This is a genomic window from Bradyrhizobium sp. SHOUNA76 (genome assembly GCF_023006445.1).
Lineage (GTDB): Bacteria > Pseudomonadota > Alphaproteobacteria > Rhizobiales > Xanthobacteraceae > Bradyrhizobium.
In genome coordinates, this window is sequence record NZ_JALBHA010000030.1 from 14,591 (window position 1) to 33,573 (window position 18,983).

Annotated in this window: 19 protein-coding genes; 16 read left to right on the forward strand and 3 right to left on the reverse strand. The window is 61.9% G+C overall.

Going from position 1 to position 18,983, the window contains the following annotated elements; all coding sequences use genetic code 11:
* Positions 1 to 3 precede the first annotated feature (3 nt).
* Complete coding sequence (locus MOV74_RS06790) at positions 4 to 507, forward strand: DUF1269 domain-containing protein (RefSeq protein WP_246919250.1); 504 nt, start codon at positions 4 to 6, stop codon at positions 505 to 507.
* Between the two features lie 18 nt (positions 508 to 525).
* Here MOV74_RS06790 and MOV74_RS06795 read toward each other — a convergent pair whose 3' ends face one another.
* The gene (locus MOV74_RS06795) at positions 526 to 1,239 is read right to left on the reverse strand and encodes a Bax inhibitor-1/YccA family protein (protein ID WP_246919253.1); all 714 of its coding nucleotides are present in this window, start codon (positions 1,237 to 1,239) and stop codon (positions 526 to 528) included.
* Positions 1,240 to 1,493: 254 nt separating this feature from the next.
* Here MOV74_RS06795 and MOV74_RS06800 point away from each other — a divergent pair, with 254 nt between their 5' ends.
* The 11 genes from MOV74_RS06800 to MOV74_RS06850 all read left to right on the forward strand — a co-directional run bounded on the left by MOV74_RS06800 (position 1,494) and on the right by MOV74_RS06850 (position 12,577).
* Positions 1,494 to 1,718, forward strand: coding sequence for a DUF6894 family protein (locus MOV74_RS06800; protein ID WP_246919255.1), 225 nt, complete (start codon positions 1,494 to 1,496; stop codon positions 1,716 to 1,718).
* Positions 1,719 to 1,866: 148 nt separating this feature from the next.
* Positions 1,867 to 3,306, forward strand: a complete 1,440-nt coding sequence (locus MOV74_RS06805) for a basic amino acid/polyamine antiporter (RefSeq protein ID WP_246919258.1) — start codon at positions 1,867 to 1,869, stop codon at positions 3,304 to 3,306.
* Positions 3,307 to 3,336: 30 nt separating this feature from the next.
* On the forward strand, positions 3,337 to 3,576 hold the full coding sequence (locus tag MOV74_RS06810; protein ID WP_246919261.1) for a hypothetical protein: 240 nt from the start codon (positions 3,337 to 3,339) through the stop codon (positions 3,574 to 3,576).
* 41 nt (positions 3,577 to 3,617) lie between these two features.
* Complete coding sequence (locus tag MOV74_RS06815; protein ID WP_246919265.1) at positions 3,618 to 4,739, forward strand: AI-2E family transporter; 1,122 nt, start codon at positions 3,618 to 3,620, stop codon at positions 4,737 to 4,739.
* Between the two features lie 11 nt (positions 4,740 to 4,750).
* Positions 4,751 to 5,344, forward strand: coding sequence for a hypothetical protein (locus MOV74_RS06820; RefSeq protein ID WP_246919267.1), 594 nt, complete (start codon positions 4,751 to 4,753; stop codon positions 5,342 to 5,344).
* 6 nt (positions 5,345 to 5,350) lie between these two features.
* Positions 5,351 to 5,830, forward strand: coding sequence for a DUF992 domain-containing protein (locus tag MOV74_RS06825; RefSeq protein WP_404979123.1), 480 nt, complete (start codon positions 5,351 to 5,353; stop codon positions 5,828 to 5,830).
* A gap of 139 nt (positions 5,831 to 5,969) precedes the next feature.
* Entirely contained in the window at positions 5,970 to 6,527 is a 558-nt protein-coding gene (locus MOV74_RS06830; RefSeq protein WP_246919273.1) for an HdeD family acid-resistance protein, read from the forward strand.
* Between the two features lie 185 nt (positions 6,528 to 6,712).
* Positions 6,713 to 7,138: a hypothetical protein gene (locus MOV74_RS06835; RefSeq protein WP_246919276.1), complete on the forward strand. Its 426-nt coding sequence runs from the start codon at positions 6,713 to 6,715 to the stop codon at positions 7,136 to 7,138.
* A gap of 51 nt (positions 7,139 to 7,189) precedes the next feature.
* Positions 7,190 to 8,431: an efflux RND transporter periplasmic adaptor subunit gene (locus MOV74_RS06840; protein WP_246919279.1), complete on the forward strand. Its 1,242-nt coding sequence runs from the start codon at positions 7,190 to 7,192 to the stop codon at positions 8,429 to 8,431.
* Positions 8,428 to 11,550 (forward strand): efflux RND transporter permease subunit, encoded by a 3,123-nt coding sequence (locus MOV74_RS06845; RefSeq protein WP_246919283.1) that lies wholly within the window; start codon positions 8,428 to 8,430, stop codon positions 11,548 to 11,550. Before MOV74_RS06840 ends, MOV74_RS06845 begins: the two co-directional genes overlap by 4 nt.
* A 262-nt stretch (positions 11,551 to 11,812) precedes the next feature.
* Positions 11,813 to 12,577: a hypothetical protein gene (locus MOV74_RS06850; protein WP_246919285.1), complete on the forward strand. Its 765-nt coding sequence runs from the start codon at positions 11,813 to 11,815 to the stop codon at positions 12,575 to 12,577.
* A 37-nt stretch (positions 12,578 to 12,614) separates the two neighbouring features.
* On the opposite strand, the gene MOV74_RS06855 is transcribed toward MOV74_RS06850, so the two are convergent.
* The gene (locus tag MOV74_RS06855; protein WP_246919288.1) at positions 12,615 to 13,031 is read right to left on the reverse strand and encodes a tetratricopeptide repeat protein; all 417 of its coding nucleotides are present in this window, start codon (positions 13,029 to 13,031) and stop codon (positions 12,615 to 12,617) included.
* A gap of 1,469 nt (positions 13,032 to 14,500) precedes the next feature.
* Entirely contained in the window at positions 14,501 to 14,665 is a 165-nt protein-coding gene (locus tag MOV74_RS06860) for a hypothetical protein (protein ID WP_246919291.1), read from the reverse strand.
* Between the two features lie 1,183 nt (positions 14,666 to 15,848).
* On the opposite strand from MOV74_RS06860, the gene MOV74_RS06865 reads away from it, so the two are divergent.
* The 4 genes from MOV74_RS06865 to MOV74_RS06880 all read left to right on the forward strand — a co-directional run.
* On the forward strand, positions 15,849 to 16,094 hold the full coding sequence (locus tag MOV74_RS06865) for a PilZ domain-containing protein (protein WP_246919294.1): 246 nt from the start codon (positions 15,849 to 15,851) through the stop codon (positions 16,092 to 16,094).
* A gap of 299 nt (positions 16,095 to 16,393) precedes the next feature.
* Positions 16,394 to 16,558 (forward strand): hypothetical protein, encoded by a 165-nt coding sequence (locus tag MOV74_RS06870; protein WP_246919298.1) that lies wholly within the window; start codon positions 16,394 to 16,396, stop codon positions 16,556 to 16,558.
* 186 nt (positions 16,559 to 16,744) lie between these two features.
* Positions 16,745 to 17,380, forward strand: coding sequence for a hypothetical protein (locus tag MOV74_RS06875; RefSeq protein WP_246919301.1), 636 nt, complete (start codon positions 16,745 to 16,747; stop codon positions 17,378 to 17,380).
* 145 nt (positions 17,381 to 17,525) lie between these two features.
* Positions 17,526 to 18,983: DNA methyltransferase (locus tag MOV74_RS06880; RefSeq protein WP_246919304.1), on the forward strand; the 1,458-nt coding region annotated here is incomplete at its 3' end.

Sequence of the window (18,983 nt, forward strand, 5' to 3'; positions counted from 1 at the left end):
TGCATGTCCGACCTAGTAGCGATCGTGTATCCATCCGAGGCGAAGGCCGAAGAAGTGCGTCAACGGCTGCTCAGGCTGCAGAAGGAATATCTGATCACGCTCAGCGATGCGGTGATCGCCGTGAAAACCGATTCCGGCGGCATCAAGCTCAATCAACTCGTCAACACGACGGCGGTGGGCGCGATGACCGGAAGTTTCTGGGGCCTCCTGATCGGCGTGATCTTCCTCAATCCGATCCTCGGTGTCGCGGTCGGCGCGGCATCCGGCGCGCTCGGCGGCGCCCTGTCCGATTTCGGCATCGACGACGCCTTCATGAAGGAATTGTCTACTTCGCTCCACACCGGCAACGCCGCCTTGTTCGTCCTGATCAAGAACATGACGGCGGACAAGGTGCTGAAGGAGATCAAGGACGCCGGTGGGATCGTGCTGAAGACGTCCCTGGATGACAACAAGGAACAGGCCCTGCGCGACGCGCTCGCAAGTGCGGCGGAACGGCCTGCGGCCTGAACGGCCGCCTTTGGCCCGCTAGCGCCGACCGCCGGCGAGGCGCAGTAGCATCATGAACAGGTTGATGAAGTTGAGGTAGAGCGACAGCGCCGAAATCACGGACTTGCGGCCGGCCGTGGTTTCATCATCCCTGCTGTCGTACATCGCCTTGATCCGCTGCGTGTCGTAGGCCGTGAGTCCGGCGAAGACACCGACGCCCACGACCGAGATCAGCCAGTCGAGTCCGGATGACTGCAGGAAGAGGTTGACCAGGCTGGCAATGATGACGCCGATCAGCCCCATGAACAAGAAGGTGCCGAGACCGGACAGGTCGCGCCGTGTGGTGTAGCCGAATACGCTGAGCGCCCCGAAGGTCGCCGCCGCGATGAAGAAGACGCGTGTGATCGACGCGCTGGTGTATATGTGGAGCAGCGTCGAGAGCGACACGCCGACCAGGGCGGCATAGATGAAGAACAGAAGCCGTGCAGTTGATACCGACAGCGTATTGATGCGCGAACCGATGAAGAAGACCAGCGCAAGCGGCGCCAGGATGAAGACCCACATCAACGGGCTCTGCAGCAAGGCGGGGCCGGTCAGCTGATAGGTCAGCCACGCGACGACGGCGGTCAGGCCGACGCCGGCGGTCATGTAATTGTAGATGCGCAGCATGTAGGCACGCAGTCCGGTGTCCACCGCGATTGTGCCACCACCGCTCGCACTCGAGGCCGCCAGGTCCTGGTCGTAATTCGACATTGCTCGTCTCCTCTCAGAGCTTGCTGACGAGCCTACGCTATCCCTCGGGCTCAGAGGACGGCATCGGACAATCACCCGAATGCCGGCGGGGAAACCACCCTGCTGCCCCCGCGGCTTGCCGGCGATCCGCAGCGACCATCCTGCCCATTACAAAGCGGCAACCTGGAACCGCAGCTTCACCGTCCTCCTTTTGGAGGGGGCGCCTTACGCGTTTGTCACTAGGAGATGATCGCGGTGCGGCCTAATCGGCTGGCATGCGCTTCTATTTCCACATCGTCGACAAATACGGTCTCACTCCCGATGGGACCGGATGCGAATACGCCGATCAGGATACGGCAGTTCTGCATGCCCAACGCATTGCGGCCGAGCTCGCGAAGGCCGGCGAATTCTGCCGTTCCGGCGTCGTGCTTTTGGCTGCCGTTGCCGGACCATCATCCAGTCCCGCTGAAGGCGCGACCGACCCAACGGCAAAGACCTGAACGCGGCGCGCAGAACCGCTTGGCGATTTCCTGCCCCGCTCCCTACAGAGAATCCCTGATGTGCGAGGGGGAAAGCCGCCTCTAAGGTCTTCGCCGGGATCGAGCGGCTTCAGTGCCCGCCGATCGCGGATTGGAAGGCCATCTTGCCATGGCTCCGTCACCGAACGAGGTCGATCAAAAACTCTCCCGCAATGCGCTCATCGCGCTCGTGGTGGGGTCGATGGTCGGCTCCGGCATTTTCGCACTACCCGCGTCCTTCGGACGGACCACGGGTGCACTCGGGGCGATGATCGCCTGGGCGACCGCAGGCACCGGCATGCTGATGCTGGCCTTCGTGTTCCAGACCTTGTCACACCGCAAACCGAACCTCGATGCCGGCATCTATGCCTACGCCAGGGCCGGGTTCGGCGAGTATATCGGCTTTGCTTCGGCCGTGGGATACTGGATCGGATGCTGCCTTGCAGATGTCGCCTGTCTCGTCTTGATCAAGGCAACACTCGGACAGTTTTTCCCTGTCTTCGGTGACGGCACAACGGCAGTGGCGATCGCTTCGGCGTCCGTCCTGCTGTGGGGAGTGCACGTTCTGCTGCTGCGCGGCATCAAGAGCGCCGCCACGCTCAATACGATCGCAACCTACGCCAAGATCATTCCGATCCTGCTGTTCATTGCAGCCGCCGCCATCGCCTTCGACGGCAGGCTTTTCTCCATGAACTTCGCCGGAACGGAGCAGCCGGAGCATTCAAATGTGCTCACCCAGGTTCGCGGCACGATGCTGCTGACCGTGTTCGTGTTCGTCGGGATTGAAGGCGCCAGTGTCTATTCCCGCTACGCCCGGACCCGCACCGACGTTGGATTCGCGACCATTGCCGGCTTTCTGACGGTGCTCAGCCTGCTCGTCCTCGTGACACTTCTGTCCTATGGCGTGCTGCTGCGACCGGAACTGGCGGCTCTGCCGACACCATCCATGGCCGGCGTCATGGAGGCGATCGTCGGCCGCTGGGGCGGTATGTTCATCAGCGTGGCACTCCTGATCTCGGTCCTCGGCAACTACCTGTCCTGGTCGCTCCTGGCGGCTGAGGTGCTGCATTCCGCCGCGGTCCACCGCACCATGCCCTCCTTTCTCGCAACAGTGAACGCATACAAGGTCCCCGCCGGAGCGCTCTGGCTCACCAACTGCGTCATCCAGACTTTCCTCCTCGTCACCTGGTTCGCGGAATATGCATTCACGCTCGCCTTGAAGATGACGAGCGCGATGACGCTGATCCCGTATTTCTTTGTTGCGGCCTACGGTCTCAAACTCGCCTGGACCGGCGAGGCCTATCGCGCTGGCGAGCGTGCCCGCGTTGGCGACTGGATCCGCTCGGCTGTCGCGACGGTCTACGCGGCCGCGATGATCTACGCAGGCGGGCCGAAATTTCTCTTGCTGTCGTCGATCCTCTATGCACCCGGCACGCTGCTGTTCTTTCTCGCCAAGCGCGAGCGCAAGGAAGCGGCGTTCAGGCCATTCGAGGCGATCCTCTTCGCGGCGATCACGGTCGCCGCATGTGCCGGCGTCTACGCACTGTCCACGGGAGCTATCTCGATTTGAATCCTTGTCCTTGGCTGCATGGAGACGAATATGAGCATCCGAACCATCTTGGGCGCCCTGATCCTGGGCGGGTTGGTAGCGCTTTCCGCATCTCCGCCCCCCTTGCTGGCCCAGTCGACTGACAAGGGGGGGCTCGCGCCGAAGGACACCGGCGCATCGGCGCCGAAGAACGTGGCACCCAACACGAATACGAACCCGACCAAGCACCGCTACTGGCGTCATCGTGGCGGCAAGCATCCACACTTTGGCAGCCGGCGCGTCCGCACCTAGGTGCGGCGAACCATCATCCACCCTCGCGATTGGACCGATCCATGAGCGATTCCAGGACAGGGCCGGAGCGGCTTCGCGAACTCGTCCCACAGGACGATTCCACCGGTGTGCCGGAGCGCGCCGCGCGCGGCGTTCTCGCGACCGGGCTCAGCCTGCTCGCTGCCTGTGTCTTCCTGTTTCTGGCGTGGCAGACCGTGTCCAGTCTCCTGCTCATCTTTGCAGGCGTGCTGTTCGGCGCATTTCTGGATGCCTGCGCAAGGGCGCTGGCCCCGGTCCTTCCGCTCGCTCGCGCCTGGCGGCTGACACTGGTCCTGCTGCTGTTCTCCGCTCTGTCGGGATTTGGACTGGTATGGGGCGCGGGCAAGCTACCGGAGCAGACACGCCTCCTGCTGAAGGTCATGGACAGCCAGATCGACGTCCTGCAGGAGCACCTCCTGTCATACGGCGTCGACCTGCTCGGCCCGGAATGGGGCCGCGACTTTGCGCAATGGCTGTTCTCGGATCAGGGGCGTTTTCTCAGCCACGCTCAATTCCTGCTCGGTGGAGCATCGAGTCTTCTGACCGGCGCGCTGGTCATCGTGTTCCTCGGAATCCTCTTCGCCTTCGATCCGACCAGCCATCGCGAGAGCCTGGTGATGTTGGTGAAGCGACCCTACCGCGCGCGAACAAGAGCGGTCATGGACGAGATGGGCAGCGTGATGCGGTTGTGGCTGATCGGACAGTTCATCCGGATCATTCTCATGACGCTGTGCGTCTGGGTCGCACTCTATCTGGTCGGGCTGCCCGGACCTCTCGTGCTCGGACTGCAGGCAGGCTTGTCGAACTTCATTCCATACCTCGGACCGATCGTGGCGGCGCTTCCGATCGCGCTGGTCGCAATGCCACTCGGCGGCTCGCTGCTGATCTGGGCCGTGCTCATCTACACAATCATCCAGTCGATTGAAGGCTATGTGATTGGCCCGCTGATCCAACGTCAGGCGGTCGAGATCCCTCCTGCCTGGACGCTGGTCGCGATCGTCATGCTTGGCGCGCTGTTCGGCGTCCTGGGCATCGCGTTGGCCATGCCCCTGGTCGCGATCGGCCGTGTCGCAATCATCCGGTTCTACGTCGAGGACTATCTCGGCGACGACCCCAAGCTGACGTTCAGCAGCAACAGATCGTGAGTGGATGGCCCATGAGCGAGACCGATCTACAAGGGAATGAGGGTGCGGAGCCTGCCCCGCCTCAATTCAGGATGACCCGTTTCCTGTGGCAGCAACTCCCTTATGTGGTGGCGCTGGTGCTCGCCGTCGCAGGCGTCGCCTACACCAACGTCTCCCACCAGCCTCTCGTCGGCTACTGGGAATTCCTTGCGCTCGCCATCGGCGTGGTCTGCGTCGTCACGAAATGGCCGGAGACGCAGGGCAAGGAGGCCCAGCTCCGATTGATCTGGACCCAGGCGCTGCACTGGATCGCCGTCCTGGTCACGATGAACGTCATGCTGATGTCGGGTGTCCAGCAATTGCTTCCGACACCGGCAACCGGCTTGGTTTTGCTGACGTTGCTCGCGCTTGGCACGTTCCTCGCGGGCGTCAGCCTTCTGTCGCTACAGATCTCGTTTCTTGGCCTTGCGATGGGCGTGACCGTCCCGGCGATATCCTGGCTGAAGCAATCTGTCTTCTTCTTCCTGCTTGGCGCGGTGCTGCTGATCGGCCTCGGCATCACGTTCTGGCTTCGCCAGAACCGCCGGCCGGCGGCCGCGTCCATGAACAACCAGATGGAGGCTTGAATGCCAATGATACGGTTCCTCTGCATTGCCGCATGCGCGTTGCTTTGCACCGCGGTCTCGCCTGCCCGCGCCGACGCATTCAGGGTCGGCAGACTGTTATGCCTCAGTTCCCCGCGCGTGGGCTTGGTCCTTGGATCGGCTCAGTCGCTGCGCTGTACTTTCTTCTATGCACGCAGACCCCCTCGACAATATATCTATGAGGGACGCATAAGGCGCGTTGGGCTCGACTTGGGAGTGACCTCGGCGGGTTCTCTCTCCTGGGCCGTCTTCGCCAAGAATTCGCGGATCGGCCCCGGTACGCTGCGCGGAAACTATGTGGGCGCGAGCGGCAATGTCGCGTTCGGCCCCGGCCTCGGGGCCAATGTCCTGATTGGCGGCTCGCGCCGGAGCGTGATGTTGCAGCCGCTGTCGATCGAGCGATCCATCGGAATCAATCTCGCGGCGGGCGTGACCAACCTGACTCTGGGTCCGCGCGGCAGGCGATAGCGCCGTTCACGGGATCCCTCCCGAGACTCCATGCGAACATTCCCGCCCGGTCGCTCAGGGTTTCGTCGGATGTCGACGCTCCGCCTCCGAATCTATCGTCGCGTCGGGGCGGCGATCTTTGGTAGATCAGGAGCGTGGCATGACAGTCTATGACAGCCGGTCCGGCATCGCAGCTCTGGGCCCTCCACCCCTGTGGGTCTGCGCTCTCCTCGGCGTCGTCATGATTGCCGCCGGTATCGCAGCTCTCAGCGACGTGGCGTTCGCGACCATCATCAGTGTGAAGTTGATCGGATTAACCGCGATCGCGGCCGGCGCATTCGAGATCGTCCACGCTTTCTGGACCAAAGGATGGGGCGGCTTCCTGTGGCAGATCCTGCTCGGCGCCCTCTACGTCGCCTTCGGGCTCGTGCTGCTGACCCAGCCCGCCTCCGGCGCTCTGATCCTCACTTATTTCCTCGGCGCGATCCTGATCGCCTCAGGCGTTATCCGCTGCATGCTGAGCTTCGCCCATTGGCGCCAGAACGGATGGATGATGCTGATCTCCGGCGTGTTCGGGTTGGTCGCTGGCGCGCTGATCCTGTTCAGCTTCCCCACCATGAGCCTGTGGGTCCTCGGATTCCTGCTTGGGGTCGACCTGATCTCGCACGGCCTCGCGTGGCTGCTTTACGCGCTTCAGGCCGTGCGGCGGACTGCGTAACTTAAGGAGAAGATGATGATGGACACCCCCAACCGTCGCGCTTTCCTTGGCCTTGCCAAAAATGCCGTAGCTGCCGCGGCGATAGGCACCATCGGCGTCCGCTTCATTGCGGTCACGGAAGCAATGCCGATCGCACCCAAGCTCGGCCAGACCGACCGGCCGTCGGATCTCCTGACGCAGGCCCAATGGGGACCGCCGCCTCATCCTGGCTGGCGCCGCCGGCGACCACGCAGCCGCCGCTGGGTTTGCTGGTGGCATCGCGGTCGTCGTCGCTGCGGATGGCGGTGGCGCTAGGCCCCCTTGCGCAATTCGCAGGCGGCCGAGGGGTGCGAAGGCCATGCAACCCCAATCAGACGATGGAGGAGATCGTGCGCCACACCAACCTATGGCTTCTCGGAGCCATTCTCGCAGCGCTTCTCGTTGTGGCGACTTGGTACTCCGTGGCGGTATGGCAGGAAACGCCGTCAATGCCGTTTTACCGCAACGCCATCCTGGCGGGGGCTGCAATCCTGATGCTGGTGTCCGGCTGCGGCCTGATTGCACTGATGTTCTATAGCCGCCGCAAGGGTTACGACGAGCCCGTGCGCAGCGATCGAACACCGCGGGAGTAACGAGGCGCCGGTGAAGCATCGGCCCGGTCCCAACGTTGCAAGGAGCGGACAATGAACCTTGCTGGCGTCTCGATCAGGCTGCTGGCGGCAACTCTCCTGACGATCATCGCCGGCGGGGTGGCCCGGACCCAACCCGCCGCGCCAGGGCCTCCCGCGGTCGGCGTCGTGGAAGCGACCAGGCGACCGATCACCGAGAGCAGTGAATTTCTCGGGCGGATCGAGGCGATCAATCGGGTCAATGTCGTTGCGCGCGTCACCGCATTCCTGGAACGGCGCCTGTTCGAGGAAGGCGCCGAGATCAGCAAAGGCGATGCGCTTTACCGGCTGGAGCGTGGTCCCTTCGAAGCGGATCTGGCATCGAAACAGGCGCAGGTGGCGCAGCTTCAGGCGACGCTCGAGAATGCCAAACAGACGACGGAACGCGCGCGAACCCTGCTCGGAGGCCCTGCCGGGCAACAGTCTACCTACGACGCCGCCATCGCGAACCAGCTCAGCCTCGAAGCCCAGGTCCAGGCCGCGCAAGCCCAGGTCCAGGCCTCCCGGATCAACCTCGATTACACCCAGATCAGCGCACCGATCGCCGGCAAGATCGGACGCACGGCATTGACGGAAGGCAACGTCGTCGGCCCAAGCTCGGGCGTGCTGACCACCATCGTCAGCCAGGACCCGATGCACGTCACCTTCCCCGTGCCGCTGCGCCAAGGGCTGGAGCTGCGGGAACGATACGGGCCGCAAGGTGGCCTGGAAGCCGTCGTCATCAGGCTGCGACTGCCCGACGGCCGCATGTACGGCCAGTCCGGCAAACTGAATTTCGTCGACAACACCATTGCCCAGAACACCGACACGATCACCGTGCGCGGCGAGATCGGCAATCCTATCCTGCGAGCGTCCTCGGCGGCCGGCGTCACCGTTCACGAGCTGACCGACGGCGAGTTCGTGACCGTCGTGCTCGAGGGCATCCAGCCGATCGAGGTGCTGGCGATCCCGCGCTCCGCCGTGCTCTCCGATCAGCAGGGCGATTATGTTCTCGCTGTCGGCGCCGACAACAAGGCCGAGCAGCGCCGCATCCAGCTCGGGCAATCGACCCCGACCATCGCGGCGGTCATCGCCGGACTCGCGGCCGGCGACAGGGTGATCGTCGAAGGCCTGCAGCGGGTTCGCTCCGGCCAGGTCGTTGCGCCGGGGCCGGCAAGTCCACTGATCCTGTCGAGCATGAAGGCTGCGGATGGTGCGGCTCCGCACGCAGCTCCCAGCACCTCCGGCAAGGCCGGCCGGGCGGACGACAAGCCATGATGTCCGCGGTCTTCATTGATCGTCCCCGGCTTGCGATGGTGATCGCCTTCATCATCACCATTGCCGGTGCGCTCGCGCTGATGCAGATCCCGGTAGCGCAATTTCCGGACATCGTGCCGCCGCAGGTCACGGTCTCAGGTACCTTCCCGGGCGCGTCCGCCGAAGTCGTCGAGAGCAGCGTCGCCCAGCCCTTGGAGGCACAGATCGTCGGCGTCGACCGCGCGCTCTACATGAAATCGACCAGCGCCAGCGACGGTAGCTACACACTGACGGTTTCGTTCGCTCTCGGCACGAACCCCGACATCAACACCGTCAATGTCAACAACCGCGTGCAGAGCGCGCTGTCGCAATTGCCGACCGAAGTGCAGCAGCAGGGGGTGACGGTCCGCAAGCGGTCCTCGTCGATCCTGCAATTCCTCGTGCTCTACAGCGCCAATGACGAGCAGGATCCGCTGTTCATCACGAACTACGCCATCATCAACGTGCTCGATGCGATCGCGAGCACCCCCGGAGTGGGGCAGGCCAATCTGTTCGCCAAGATGAACTACTCGATGCGGATCTGGTTCGACACGCAGCGGCTCACCAGCCTCAATCTCACGCCGTCGGATGTCATTGCCGCAATTCGCACGCAAAGCGTCCAGGCGCCGGTCGGCCGCATCGGCGCGCGCCCGATCAGCGACGACCAGCAATTCCAGTTCAACGTGCAGACCCTGGGCAGGCTCACCACCGTCGATCAATTCGCCAACATCGTGCTGCGCGCCAACCCGGACGGCTCGTCCCTGCTGGTGAAGGACGTTGCCCGTGTCGAGATGGGCGCGCAAAACCTCGACAGCGAAGCGCGGATCGACGGACGCGCGGCCGTTCCGGTCGCGATCTATCTGGCCCCGGGCGCCAATGCGGTGACCACCGCACAAGCCGTGGCGGCGACGATGCAGCGGCTGTCGCAGCACTTCCCCACCGGGCTGAGCTACCTCGTGCAATACGATTCCACGAGCTTCGTGCGCGACACCATCGCGGAGGTGTTGCAGACGCTGGGCGAGGCCTTCGTGCTGGTCGTGATCGTGGTGTACCTCTTCCTCGGCAATCTCCGGGCCACGGTGATCCCCGCGATCGCGGTTCCGGTGAGCCTGATCGGCACTTTCGCCGTCCTGCTCGTGCTCGGTTATTCGGCGAATACGGTCTCCCTGCTGGCGATGGTGCTCGCCATCGGCATTGTCGTGGACGATGCGATCGTCGTCGTCGAGAACGTCGAACGGGTCATGCAGGAGGAGCCGGACCTTTCCGCCACCGAGGCCAGCAAGAAGGCCATGACCCAGATCACCGCGCCGATCATCGCGATCACCCTGGTGCTGCTGTCGGTCTTCGTACCTATCGCATTCATTCCCGGCGTTTCCGGAACGCTGTTCCGCCAGTTCGCGGTGACGATCAGCGCCGCGATGATCATTTCCGCGTTGAACGCCCTGACCCTGTCGCCCGCTCTGTGCGCGCTGCTCCTGCGCCACACCGGGCCCAGGCGCGGCATCATGGGCCGCGTCCTCGGCTCCATCGACTGGATTCGTGACCGCTACAGCGGCGGCGTCCGCCGCCTCGTGCGCATCGCGAGCCTCTCCGTGCTGCTCGTCGCGCTCCTGGCCGCCGGCATCTTCGGCATGTCGCTGATCACGCCGACAGGTTTCCTGCCCGAGGAAGATCAGGGCGCCTTCTTCACCTCGGTCCAACTACCGGACGGCGCGTCGGTGGCGCGAACCAGCGAGGTCACCCAGCAGGTTGAAGACATCCTGAAGCAGATGCCGGCTGTCGACCACGTTCTTGCCATCGTCGGTTTTTCCCTGCTCGACGGCGCCTCGGAATCGAACAGCGCGCTGGTCGTCACGCGTCTGAAGCCATTTGCCGAACGCAAGGCTGCAGCAGAGTCTGCGCAAACGCTGATCCGGCAGACTTTCGCGGCCGGCGCGCAGATCCGACAGGCCAATGTGCTGCCGTTCAACCTGCCACCGATCATCGGACTCTCCACCGGCGGCGGATTCGAATACCAGCTCCAGGCATTGGAAGGACAGAGTCCGGCCGAAATCTCGAGCGTCACAAACGCACTGATCGGCGCCGCCAACGCCGATCCGCGTTTGGCGCGCGTCTTTTCCACCTTCACTGCGACCAATCCGTCGATCCATCTCGACATCGACCGCGGCAAGGCGCAAGCGCTCGGAGTGACGGTCAGCGACATCTTCACCGCCCTGCAGGCGACGCTCGGGGGCATCTACGTCAACAATTTCAACCGGTTTGGCCGCACCTGGCAGGTCAACGTCCAGGGCGAAGCGTTCGATCGCGGCGATATCTCGGACATCTGGCGCATCTATCTGCGCAATAGCACCGGGCAGATGGTGCCGATCAGATCACTGGCCGGGATCAGGATCGTGACCGGGCCTCAGGTGATCACCCGCTACAACAATTACCGCTCGGTGACGGTGAACGGCAGCCCGGCGCCCGGTGTCTCCTCAGGCACCGCGATGGCCGCGATGGCCGATGTCTCAAATGCCGTACTGCCTGCGGGTTATAGTTTTGCGTGGACCGGCACCGCCTATCAGGAGCAGCAGGCCGCCGGCCAGACCGGTACCGTGCTGATGCTTGCGGTGCTGTTTGCCTATCTGTTCCTGGTGGCGCTCTATGAGAGCACGGTGATCCCGATCCCGGTGCTGCTGTCGGTCGTCGTCGGCGTGCTGGGCTCCTACGTCGGCATCAAGCTCGCCGGCCTCAATCTCGACCTCTACGGCCAGATCGGGCTGGTGGTGCTGATCGCGCTCGCCGCCAAGAACGGGATTCTGATCGTCGAGTTCGCCAAGGAGCAACGCGAGGCAGGCGTGGCGCTCGAGGACGCTGCGATCCAGGGCGCGCATATGCGCTTCCGCGCGGTCATGATGACCTCCGTCGCCTTCATCCTTGGTCTCGTGCCGCTCGTGATCGCGACCGGCGCTGCAGAGCTCAGCCGCAGGGCTGTCGGTACAGCCGTGTTCGCGGGCATGCTCGCGGCGAGCTCGATCGGAATCTTCCTGGTGCCGATGCTCTACGTGACGTTTCAGCGTCTGCGGGAACGGATGAAGGGCAAGCCATTGCCTGCCCATTGAGTTGACCCGGCGAAAGTCCGGAAAGGCCGGGCAAGCGCTCCAGGCTCTTCGCCACCTCGCCGCACAGACCCACGGGCTTGCGTGTCCGCGGGGGCGAACCTTGGCTTCTGTTGGTAGCCTATCTCCTGAAGCTGTCCTTGGAACGGCTCACGCCCGCGGCCCGGCGCCTTTTCCGTTCCGATTGATCGAATCCTCGGGTACCCTATTCTATCCGCGTCGGCATAACTGCTGAAGTTGACAGATGGCTCCATGGAGAACGGAGATGGGCCGGCTCGATAAGCAGATGGATCCCGTCCACCCTGCCGCTCATCTGACTACGGAGGATCACGTCCCCGAAGATCTAGAGCTTGAGCAAGTCGACACGGCGTCGTGTGTTGATCCGGCCCGACAGGAAGCCGCCTCGTCGCCCGCGCATTTTGGGTCGGGCCGGGCGGCGGCCGGCGTAACGGGCTCTACAGACTGGATGGACCGAGCACGCCGCATCTGGCGGAGCCATCTCCAGCGCGATCAACTCCCCCGGACGGCCGGAGGGTCGATGGGAAACTTTGAGCGGTGGTTGATCGCATTGCTGAGCGTCGGCTTTGTCGTGAGCAGCGTTTGCGCGATCATTGTCTTCATGCAGGTCAACTCGCGCAAATTGGAGATCGCAGCACTGCAACGTGACATCATCGCGCTCAAGCTACGCGTAGCCAGGCTCGATCAGATCGCAAGCACCAATGAGACAAAGGCAAGCAGTGAAACACCCAAGCCGCCGTCGGAGGCCCGTCCTGACCAGGCTCCGCTCATCCTGTCACGTGAAGAGATTCAGCTTGTCCGAGACTATATCAAGCCTGCACCAATTGCAGGCTCCGCGACCGAGACGATCAAGGTCGGCGATCCCGTCGCAGGAGAAGCCGTGCCCTTTCCTTTTCCGATCACGGAGAAGGTGCGGAAACTGCTCGGCGCGCGATTTACCGTTCGCAATGGCATCATTGTCATCATCCGCAGCGGCAGCCGTCACGCTGATGCTGTGATCGGGCCAAATTGACGAGAACTGGCGGTGATCGCAGTATCCGATCGACCACTTATGGCTGGTTGTTTGGTGGTCTTTCAATGAACCGCCGGCTGCCATTGAGAAGCTCGAGATTATTTGCGATGACCGGATTGCCTGGGTCGAGCGAATAGGCCTTCTCGAACTTCCGTCGCGCTGCATTCAGATTGCCGCGCAGCATGTACGAATATCCCTGGTCATTCAGGATCTGAACGGTTTCGCCTCCCAGCCGGATCGCTTGCGCATAGGCCTGATCGGCCAGGTCGAAACGACGCAGCTTGTCGTAGCTCGCTGCAGCCCAAACCGGGAAAAGGCTCGCCCCCGGGTCGCTTCCCTGCGAACAGGGAATTCTACAGGGAAAAACGATGCCGTGGCGGGCTATTTGGCCAGGGGAATCTACGAAAACGCCTGCGACTCCAAAGCTGTTGCGGCACCGGACGCTGGAATCCATAACAGGGAAATTTTCTGATGTGATCAGGGAATGGGCACCCGCCTGAACAGGGAAACTGTACCCGAGTAACCCTCCATCTCTTCACACACTTTTTCTGTGGTTTGTAAACACGATCTGTTCTCGCGCTCGATTTGCAGATGAGGAGAGCGAGATGGTGGACGAGAACGGAAGCATGGACCCGAGCGACGCTTTCTGACGGGCGCTCACCCATTGCGAGGCGGAGCGCATCCCACTCAAGGCCGCCCGGGCTGTCCCTGTTCGGCGCTCGCCGATGATGCATAGAACTACCATACCTGAAGGGGCATGAATGTCCGAAAGCGCACTGACGCGAGTGTTGCGCCGGACTAGGCTGCGATCGATCCCGGACGCTCGCAAAGCGCTCGGGGCCCAACGGCCTCGGGGGGGATGCCAATGTGCCGGCTGCGCTGAGGCGGCTCCGTCCGCGAACCCAGTGTTGCCGGCTGCGCGCCGGGTATGAGGCAGGAGTAAGCTCGGCAGATTCTAGATCAAACGATGGTCGTTCCTCGTGCGCATTTTCCTTCTCATTGTGGGAATATGGCTGCTGGTGAACGTTCTGTTCGTTGTAGTTGTCCTGCCCTCGCGCAGACCGGCACCTACTCGGCGCGCAGGAACTCCATCTCCGGTGACGATCAACACGACGGCCCGTCGAACGGACGATCACGACAAGCGGCGCTTCAGAGGGCTCCATGACTAGACGCGGGCCATCGCGGGCTAGAGATTCTCGTCGATGTCTTCACTGCCGCAGGGGGACCGAGCGATTCAGCGAGATCATCAGCCAAATCGCTGGCGCTCTCGTCCCGGGTGCAGGCTGAGTTCGAAAAATCCGGAGAAGTTACTGACGGCAACGATTATGTCGCCCGTCCCGAGAGGAGGGCAGCACATTCCGCTAGCATCACTCGCCTGTGGGCAGCGCGCCCATCAATGAGTGTGCGACCTGCGTCCGCGATACCGCCTCCGCTAGCGTTAAACCCGGAGAAAACTGCACGATGACCCGCCACTCAGCGAGTCCGCGAGGCGAATGGCGCGAAGGATGGGACTATTGTTGAAGAAATAGTCCATCGAGCGATCTTTGTATGCCCTACCCCAATCGGGCGCGCGGCTGAACCTTACAGCCCAAAGCCTCGGCCAATATCCCGCATCAACCTGAGCGCGGCGTCAGTATGGCGGCCATAAAATAGCGCGCGATCAAGTTGCGAAAAGATTCCCATTCCAAATAGCGCGATAGCAATGCCTCTAAGCATGGTTGTGGACCGACTTTGAACGATGCTGCGAAAGCTCAAAACGGCCCCAGCCGCAGGATGGGGTCAACAGCCGAGGGGGGCATTCCCATTCCAATGTGCCGCAATCGGCGGTAATCGGCACGTACCCAGCTAGCCACATGAAAGCTAACGAACCATTTCGCGGTTCGAGCGGCCCGGGCATTTGCCTCAGAATTTCACGACTTGGCTTCATCCCGTACCCGGCCTAGCATTGGCGAGCGCGACGCCAACCCGCAGGCGGTTTGGCAGATCGATGAGCTTCGACGAACCGCGGCTGTTGGGATGCGCCTTCAAACCCTCACTTTTGACGATTGACTTGAGCATTCCTTTGGCCGCGAGGTTCGCTTTCAGCAAGCACCTTGGTATCTCGATGCCGAGCATAACTGGTGTGACCCGCCTCCGGAGATGCCGCGTCTTATCTCACTCGACTGTTTGAAGACTCGGAGCCCGCGCTACTGGGATTTGCCGATAGCCAAATCGCGCAGGGCTTAACCTACCTCGTCAATACGAACGCAGCCGGCGATAACAGATGGCTTTGTTCAAAAGATGTACCGGTCGAAGACCGTGCTCGGTGCGTCACTGCTGCTGCTGCTTTACTTGCAAAAATGTTTGACCCTCGTTGCGCTCCTCGCCTGGCCCACCAGAGCGAAGCCGATACCACCGCGCAGAACGGTGTTTGCTACAAGTGGTGGGACGCGTTTCCGAGCTTGGCTCTACCTGAGATCCTGCCCTGTCAACGTTCCACGCATGCGCGCTGCGTACCATAGAGCGCATCCTTCAGCTCAAATCGATCGCGTGCCAGGAAAGCGCTCTACACGGGCTTGGGCACTGGCACCGGGACTACAGCGAGAAGGTCATCCACCTTTGATGGCTTTGCGGGCCGCATTCTGCGGCCGACCCGCGCCTTTCGGCTATACTCAATCGGCCCGGTGCGGATGCGTCCTGTGACCCCCGACGATCGTTCCAAGGGCAAAGCGGTCTGTTCCGCAAACACGGGCTGATCGCAGATGGCAGGTAGAATGCGGGTACGTAGCCGTGCGCGTGTCTCGACACGAGTCGTGGTAACATGATGTGTTTGGCGAATTCGGTGCCTGCTTCTCTATGTCAAATGGCTGATGCGCTCGCTTCGCCGCGCCGACGGCTAGCTCGGGGTGCGGTTGTGCAAGCGCTTCATCATGACGCCCAGAGTGTCGGTATTGGTGATGCTGAGCGACTGCACCGTCAGGTAACGGTTTGGCAGCTAAGGCGAGCTAGGATGCAGCTGTCCTCGCCGACAGGCCAGCCAAGAGACTGCCATGCCTCAGCATTGCGATGATGAATTAGCTACTATCGCGCGAGACATCTCGGCGAGACAACTTAACATTGAAAGCCAAACCATCTTGATTGAAGTGCTCGAACGGGACGGGCACGACATGATTGAGCAAAGAAAAAGCCTTGCTAAGGAACGATCAGACCTAGCAACGCAGATCGCGCGACAATATCAACTGCTAGAGGCAAGGTGCACATCGGGCGACTGAGGTCATTGCGGACAGCATGAATGACAGACCGTCGAAAGCTCGAGCGCATCGATGTGGACGAGGTGGCCTACATTTCAGGCGACGGCTCCAGCTTACGCTGTCGCGTGGTCAACATGTCGGAACAAGGGGCATCAATTGAGCTTCCGTCGCGGCGCTACATGAACTCCGCGTTCAAGCTAATGCTCGAGAAGGATCGCGTCGTCCGAAGTTGCCGCCTCGTCTGGTCGAGTGGCAATCGAATTGGGGTCGAGTTCGAGGATCTCTGAGGCTGGCGAGTCTGCGGCTGGCGGGTCTGCGGTCGATTGCAGCGCTTCAGCAAGCAGCAACGTCACGTAAAGCCGCATTTGCGGGCGTGTTTTTCGTGGTAAGCGGCGGGTTCATGGGAGCTCGTGGCGATCAAACGCGCCGCCGTCCCTCCTGAAAAGATGTGAAGGCCAACCGCCACAGGTGGGACATGCACGAGTCCCCCAGCCCCCCAGAGCTCTCCTCGGCCTCTGCACAACTCAGGATGGCACCCGTAAATTTCCCAATGTCGCCCGTCTCGGGCCGGCGTGAAGATGCCACCATGAACATGTCAAAGCCAAAGGAATGGAGCGACCTCGAACGCAGGAAACTTTCGGCGATGATCCGCCGGCGGTACGGCGCGGCGGAAATTGCCGCGGCTCTTCGCCGCCATGTCGGCTCAGTCAAGCGAATGGGGCGCGAAATGGGGCTATTTCTGAAAAAATGACTATCTGACGAATTTCACCGATCTCTTGCACGAGAGATCGCCTGTCCGCGTTCGACCGATGCCGGGCCTTTGCAGCGGCGCAGCGATCTACCGGTCTCAACCGGACCGTAAAGCTACGGGTAGAACGTTATGCGCTTAAGGCCTTACGTTAGAACGGGGGGCCAACTAGAACATCGGATGACGCACATGGCCCGATTGGAATGGCTGCAACAGGAGGAATGCGAAAACCGGCGCTCGATTGCAGACGCCGTCAATGTTCTCCCCGAACATGCCATTTTCGACCGTGTGCGTACCGTAGAAATCAGCGTCGGTCGCTTACGGCTGTCGTCCAATCAGATTGTCGGCCTCGTCGGCATCTTTGTCGAGAACGCGGCGGCGCAGACCATTTCCCTCGTCGCGCTGCCGAGCGCCAAGCAATTTCGCGCCCGGCCCGAGGGCAGCCAAGAACTCGAAACATTCGACATCTTTCGCTTAGACCGCGCGACCGTCGATGGGCGCGGCACTGTTGAGCTTGTCGATGGGACGCTGCTTCGCGCCGTCGAGGTCGTCCCCGCCTTGCTGCCCTATAACGTGACCGATCTCGACTGGCGTATTCTGCATCATATCATTGCGATGATGAAGGCTGAGCAGGAGTGCTACACGTACCCCATCCGCTTTGCCCAGCCCTCCGATGCGCTCGATTGCAGCAAACTGCCGGCCCTCAGAGGGAAGGTCCCGCCGCGAAAAGAGATACTGCGGTACATTGCCAAGCAAGACCCTGCGCTTAAAGTCCCGTCCAGGCAAAAGATTGACGACACATTGCACAAGTTCCTTATGCTGTAGCCAGACATCACGTCGAACGCGGCGCCTCGGATCGGCTGCAGCAGTTTGAGGCGCCCTGTTGCCACAATTCGATTGGCATCAGACTTGATGCAAACGTCAAAAATATTGAATACCGCTAGCTCCTTCAACAACAAGGAGCTTCGACATGACGCCCGGTCGAACAGAGGCTACCTGCAAACCACGGCCTAACAGACGCACCGCGCTTTCCAATTCCCGTAAGCGAACTAAGCACCTCGAACACGCCGTTGAAGGCGGCTTGGAGGTCGTCAAGGCAAGCACTCGCTTGTCGCCAGCTGTTCAACGCGAACTAGAGCTTCTGCCGCCCGGAGATCTCAAGCGAGCTGCCAAGAACGCACGAACCCACGCCAAGAAGCAAATCAAGCAAGTCGCAAATTCGATCCTGCATTTCGGATTTACCTACCCGATCCTGGTGGACGCAGATCGGCGGATCATCTGCGGCCATGCCCGCTGGGAGGCGGCCAAGCAGCTTGGACTGAAGGAGGTCCCCGTCTTGGTGATGCGCGGCCTCAGCGACGCAGAAAAGCGCGCATTGGCTCTCGCCGACAACAAGATTCCAGCGAACGCAGGCTGGGATCGCAAGCTGCTCGCCGAAGAACTTGGTGAGCTCGCGTCCCTGCTACCAGAATGCAATCTCAGCCTCGAGATCACCGGGTTTGCACCGGCCGAAATTGACGGATTGATGCTCGATTTCGGCAACTCGGAACATGATTCAGCTGACGCGTCCTGCACGATCGGCGAGCAGCCGATCAGCCGCAGGGGCGAGCTGTGGCAGCTTGGTGCGCATCGCGTGCTGTGTGGCGATGCCTGTCAACAAGCGGATTGGGCGGCGCTCATGGGACCCGATCGCGCGGCCATGATATTCGCCGATACACCCTACAACCTTCGCATCGCGACGACGCTCGGCCGCGGCAAGATCAAGCACCGCGAGTTTGCGGTGGGGTCCGGGGAAATGTCATCGCCCAAGTTTACCGATTTTCTCACCAGCTGGATGGGATTGGCCGTCAAATTCTCGCACGACGGGTCAATGCACTACATCTTCATTGACTGGCGTCACCTTGGCGAAATGCATGCCGCCGGCCATGCGGTCTTTGGTCCGCTGCAGAACCTGGTGGTTTGGAACAAAAGCAACGCCGGCCAAGGCAGCTTCTACCGCTCCCAGCACGAGCTGATCTTCATCTACAAGAACGGCGATGAGCCGCACCTCAACAATGTCGAGCTCGGCCGCCATGGCCGCAACCGCTCCAACGTGTGGACGTATGCGGGCGTCAACACCTTCCGCCAAGGCCGCCTCGACGATCTCACGGTGCATCCCACGGTGAAGCCGGTCGCCTTGATCGCGGATGCGATCAAGGACTGCACGCGGCGCGGCGACCTCGTCGTTGATCCCTTCCTGGGATCTGGCACCAGCCTGCTCGCCGCGGAGCGCGTCGGCCGCAAGGCCTGTGGGCTGGAGATCGATCCGCTATACGTCGACGCCACAATCCGCCGGTGGCAGGACGTCACCAGGCGCGATGCGATTCTCGCCGCGACCGGCCAGACCTTCGATGAGGTCGCCGCCGAGCGTGCCGCCGCCACGCTGGGG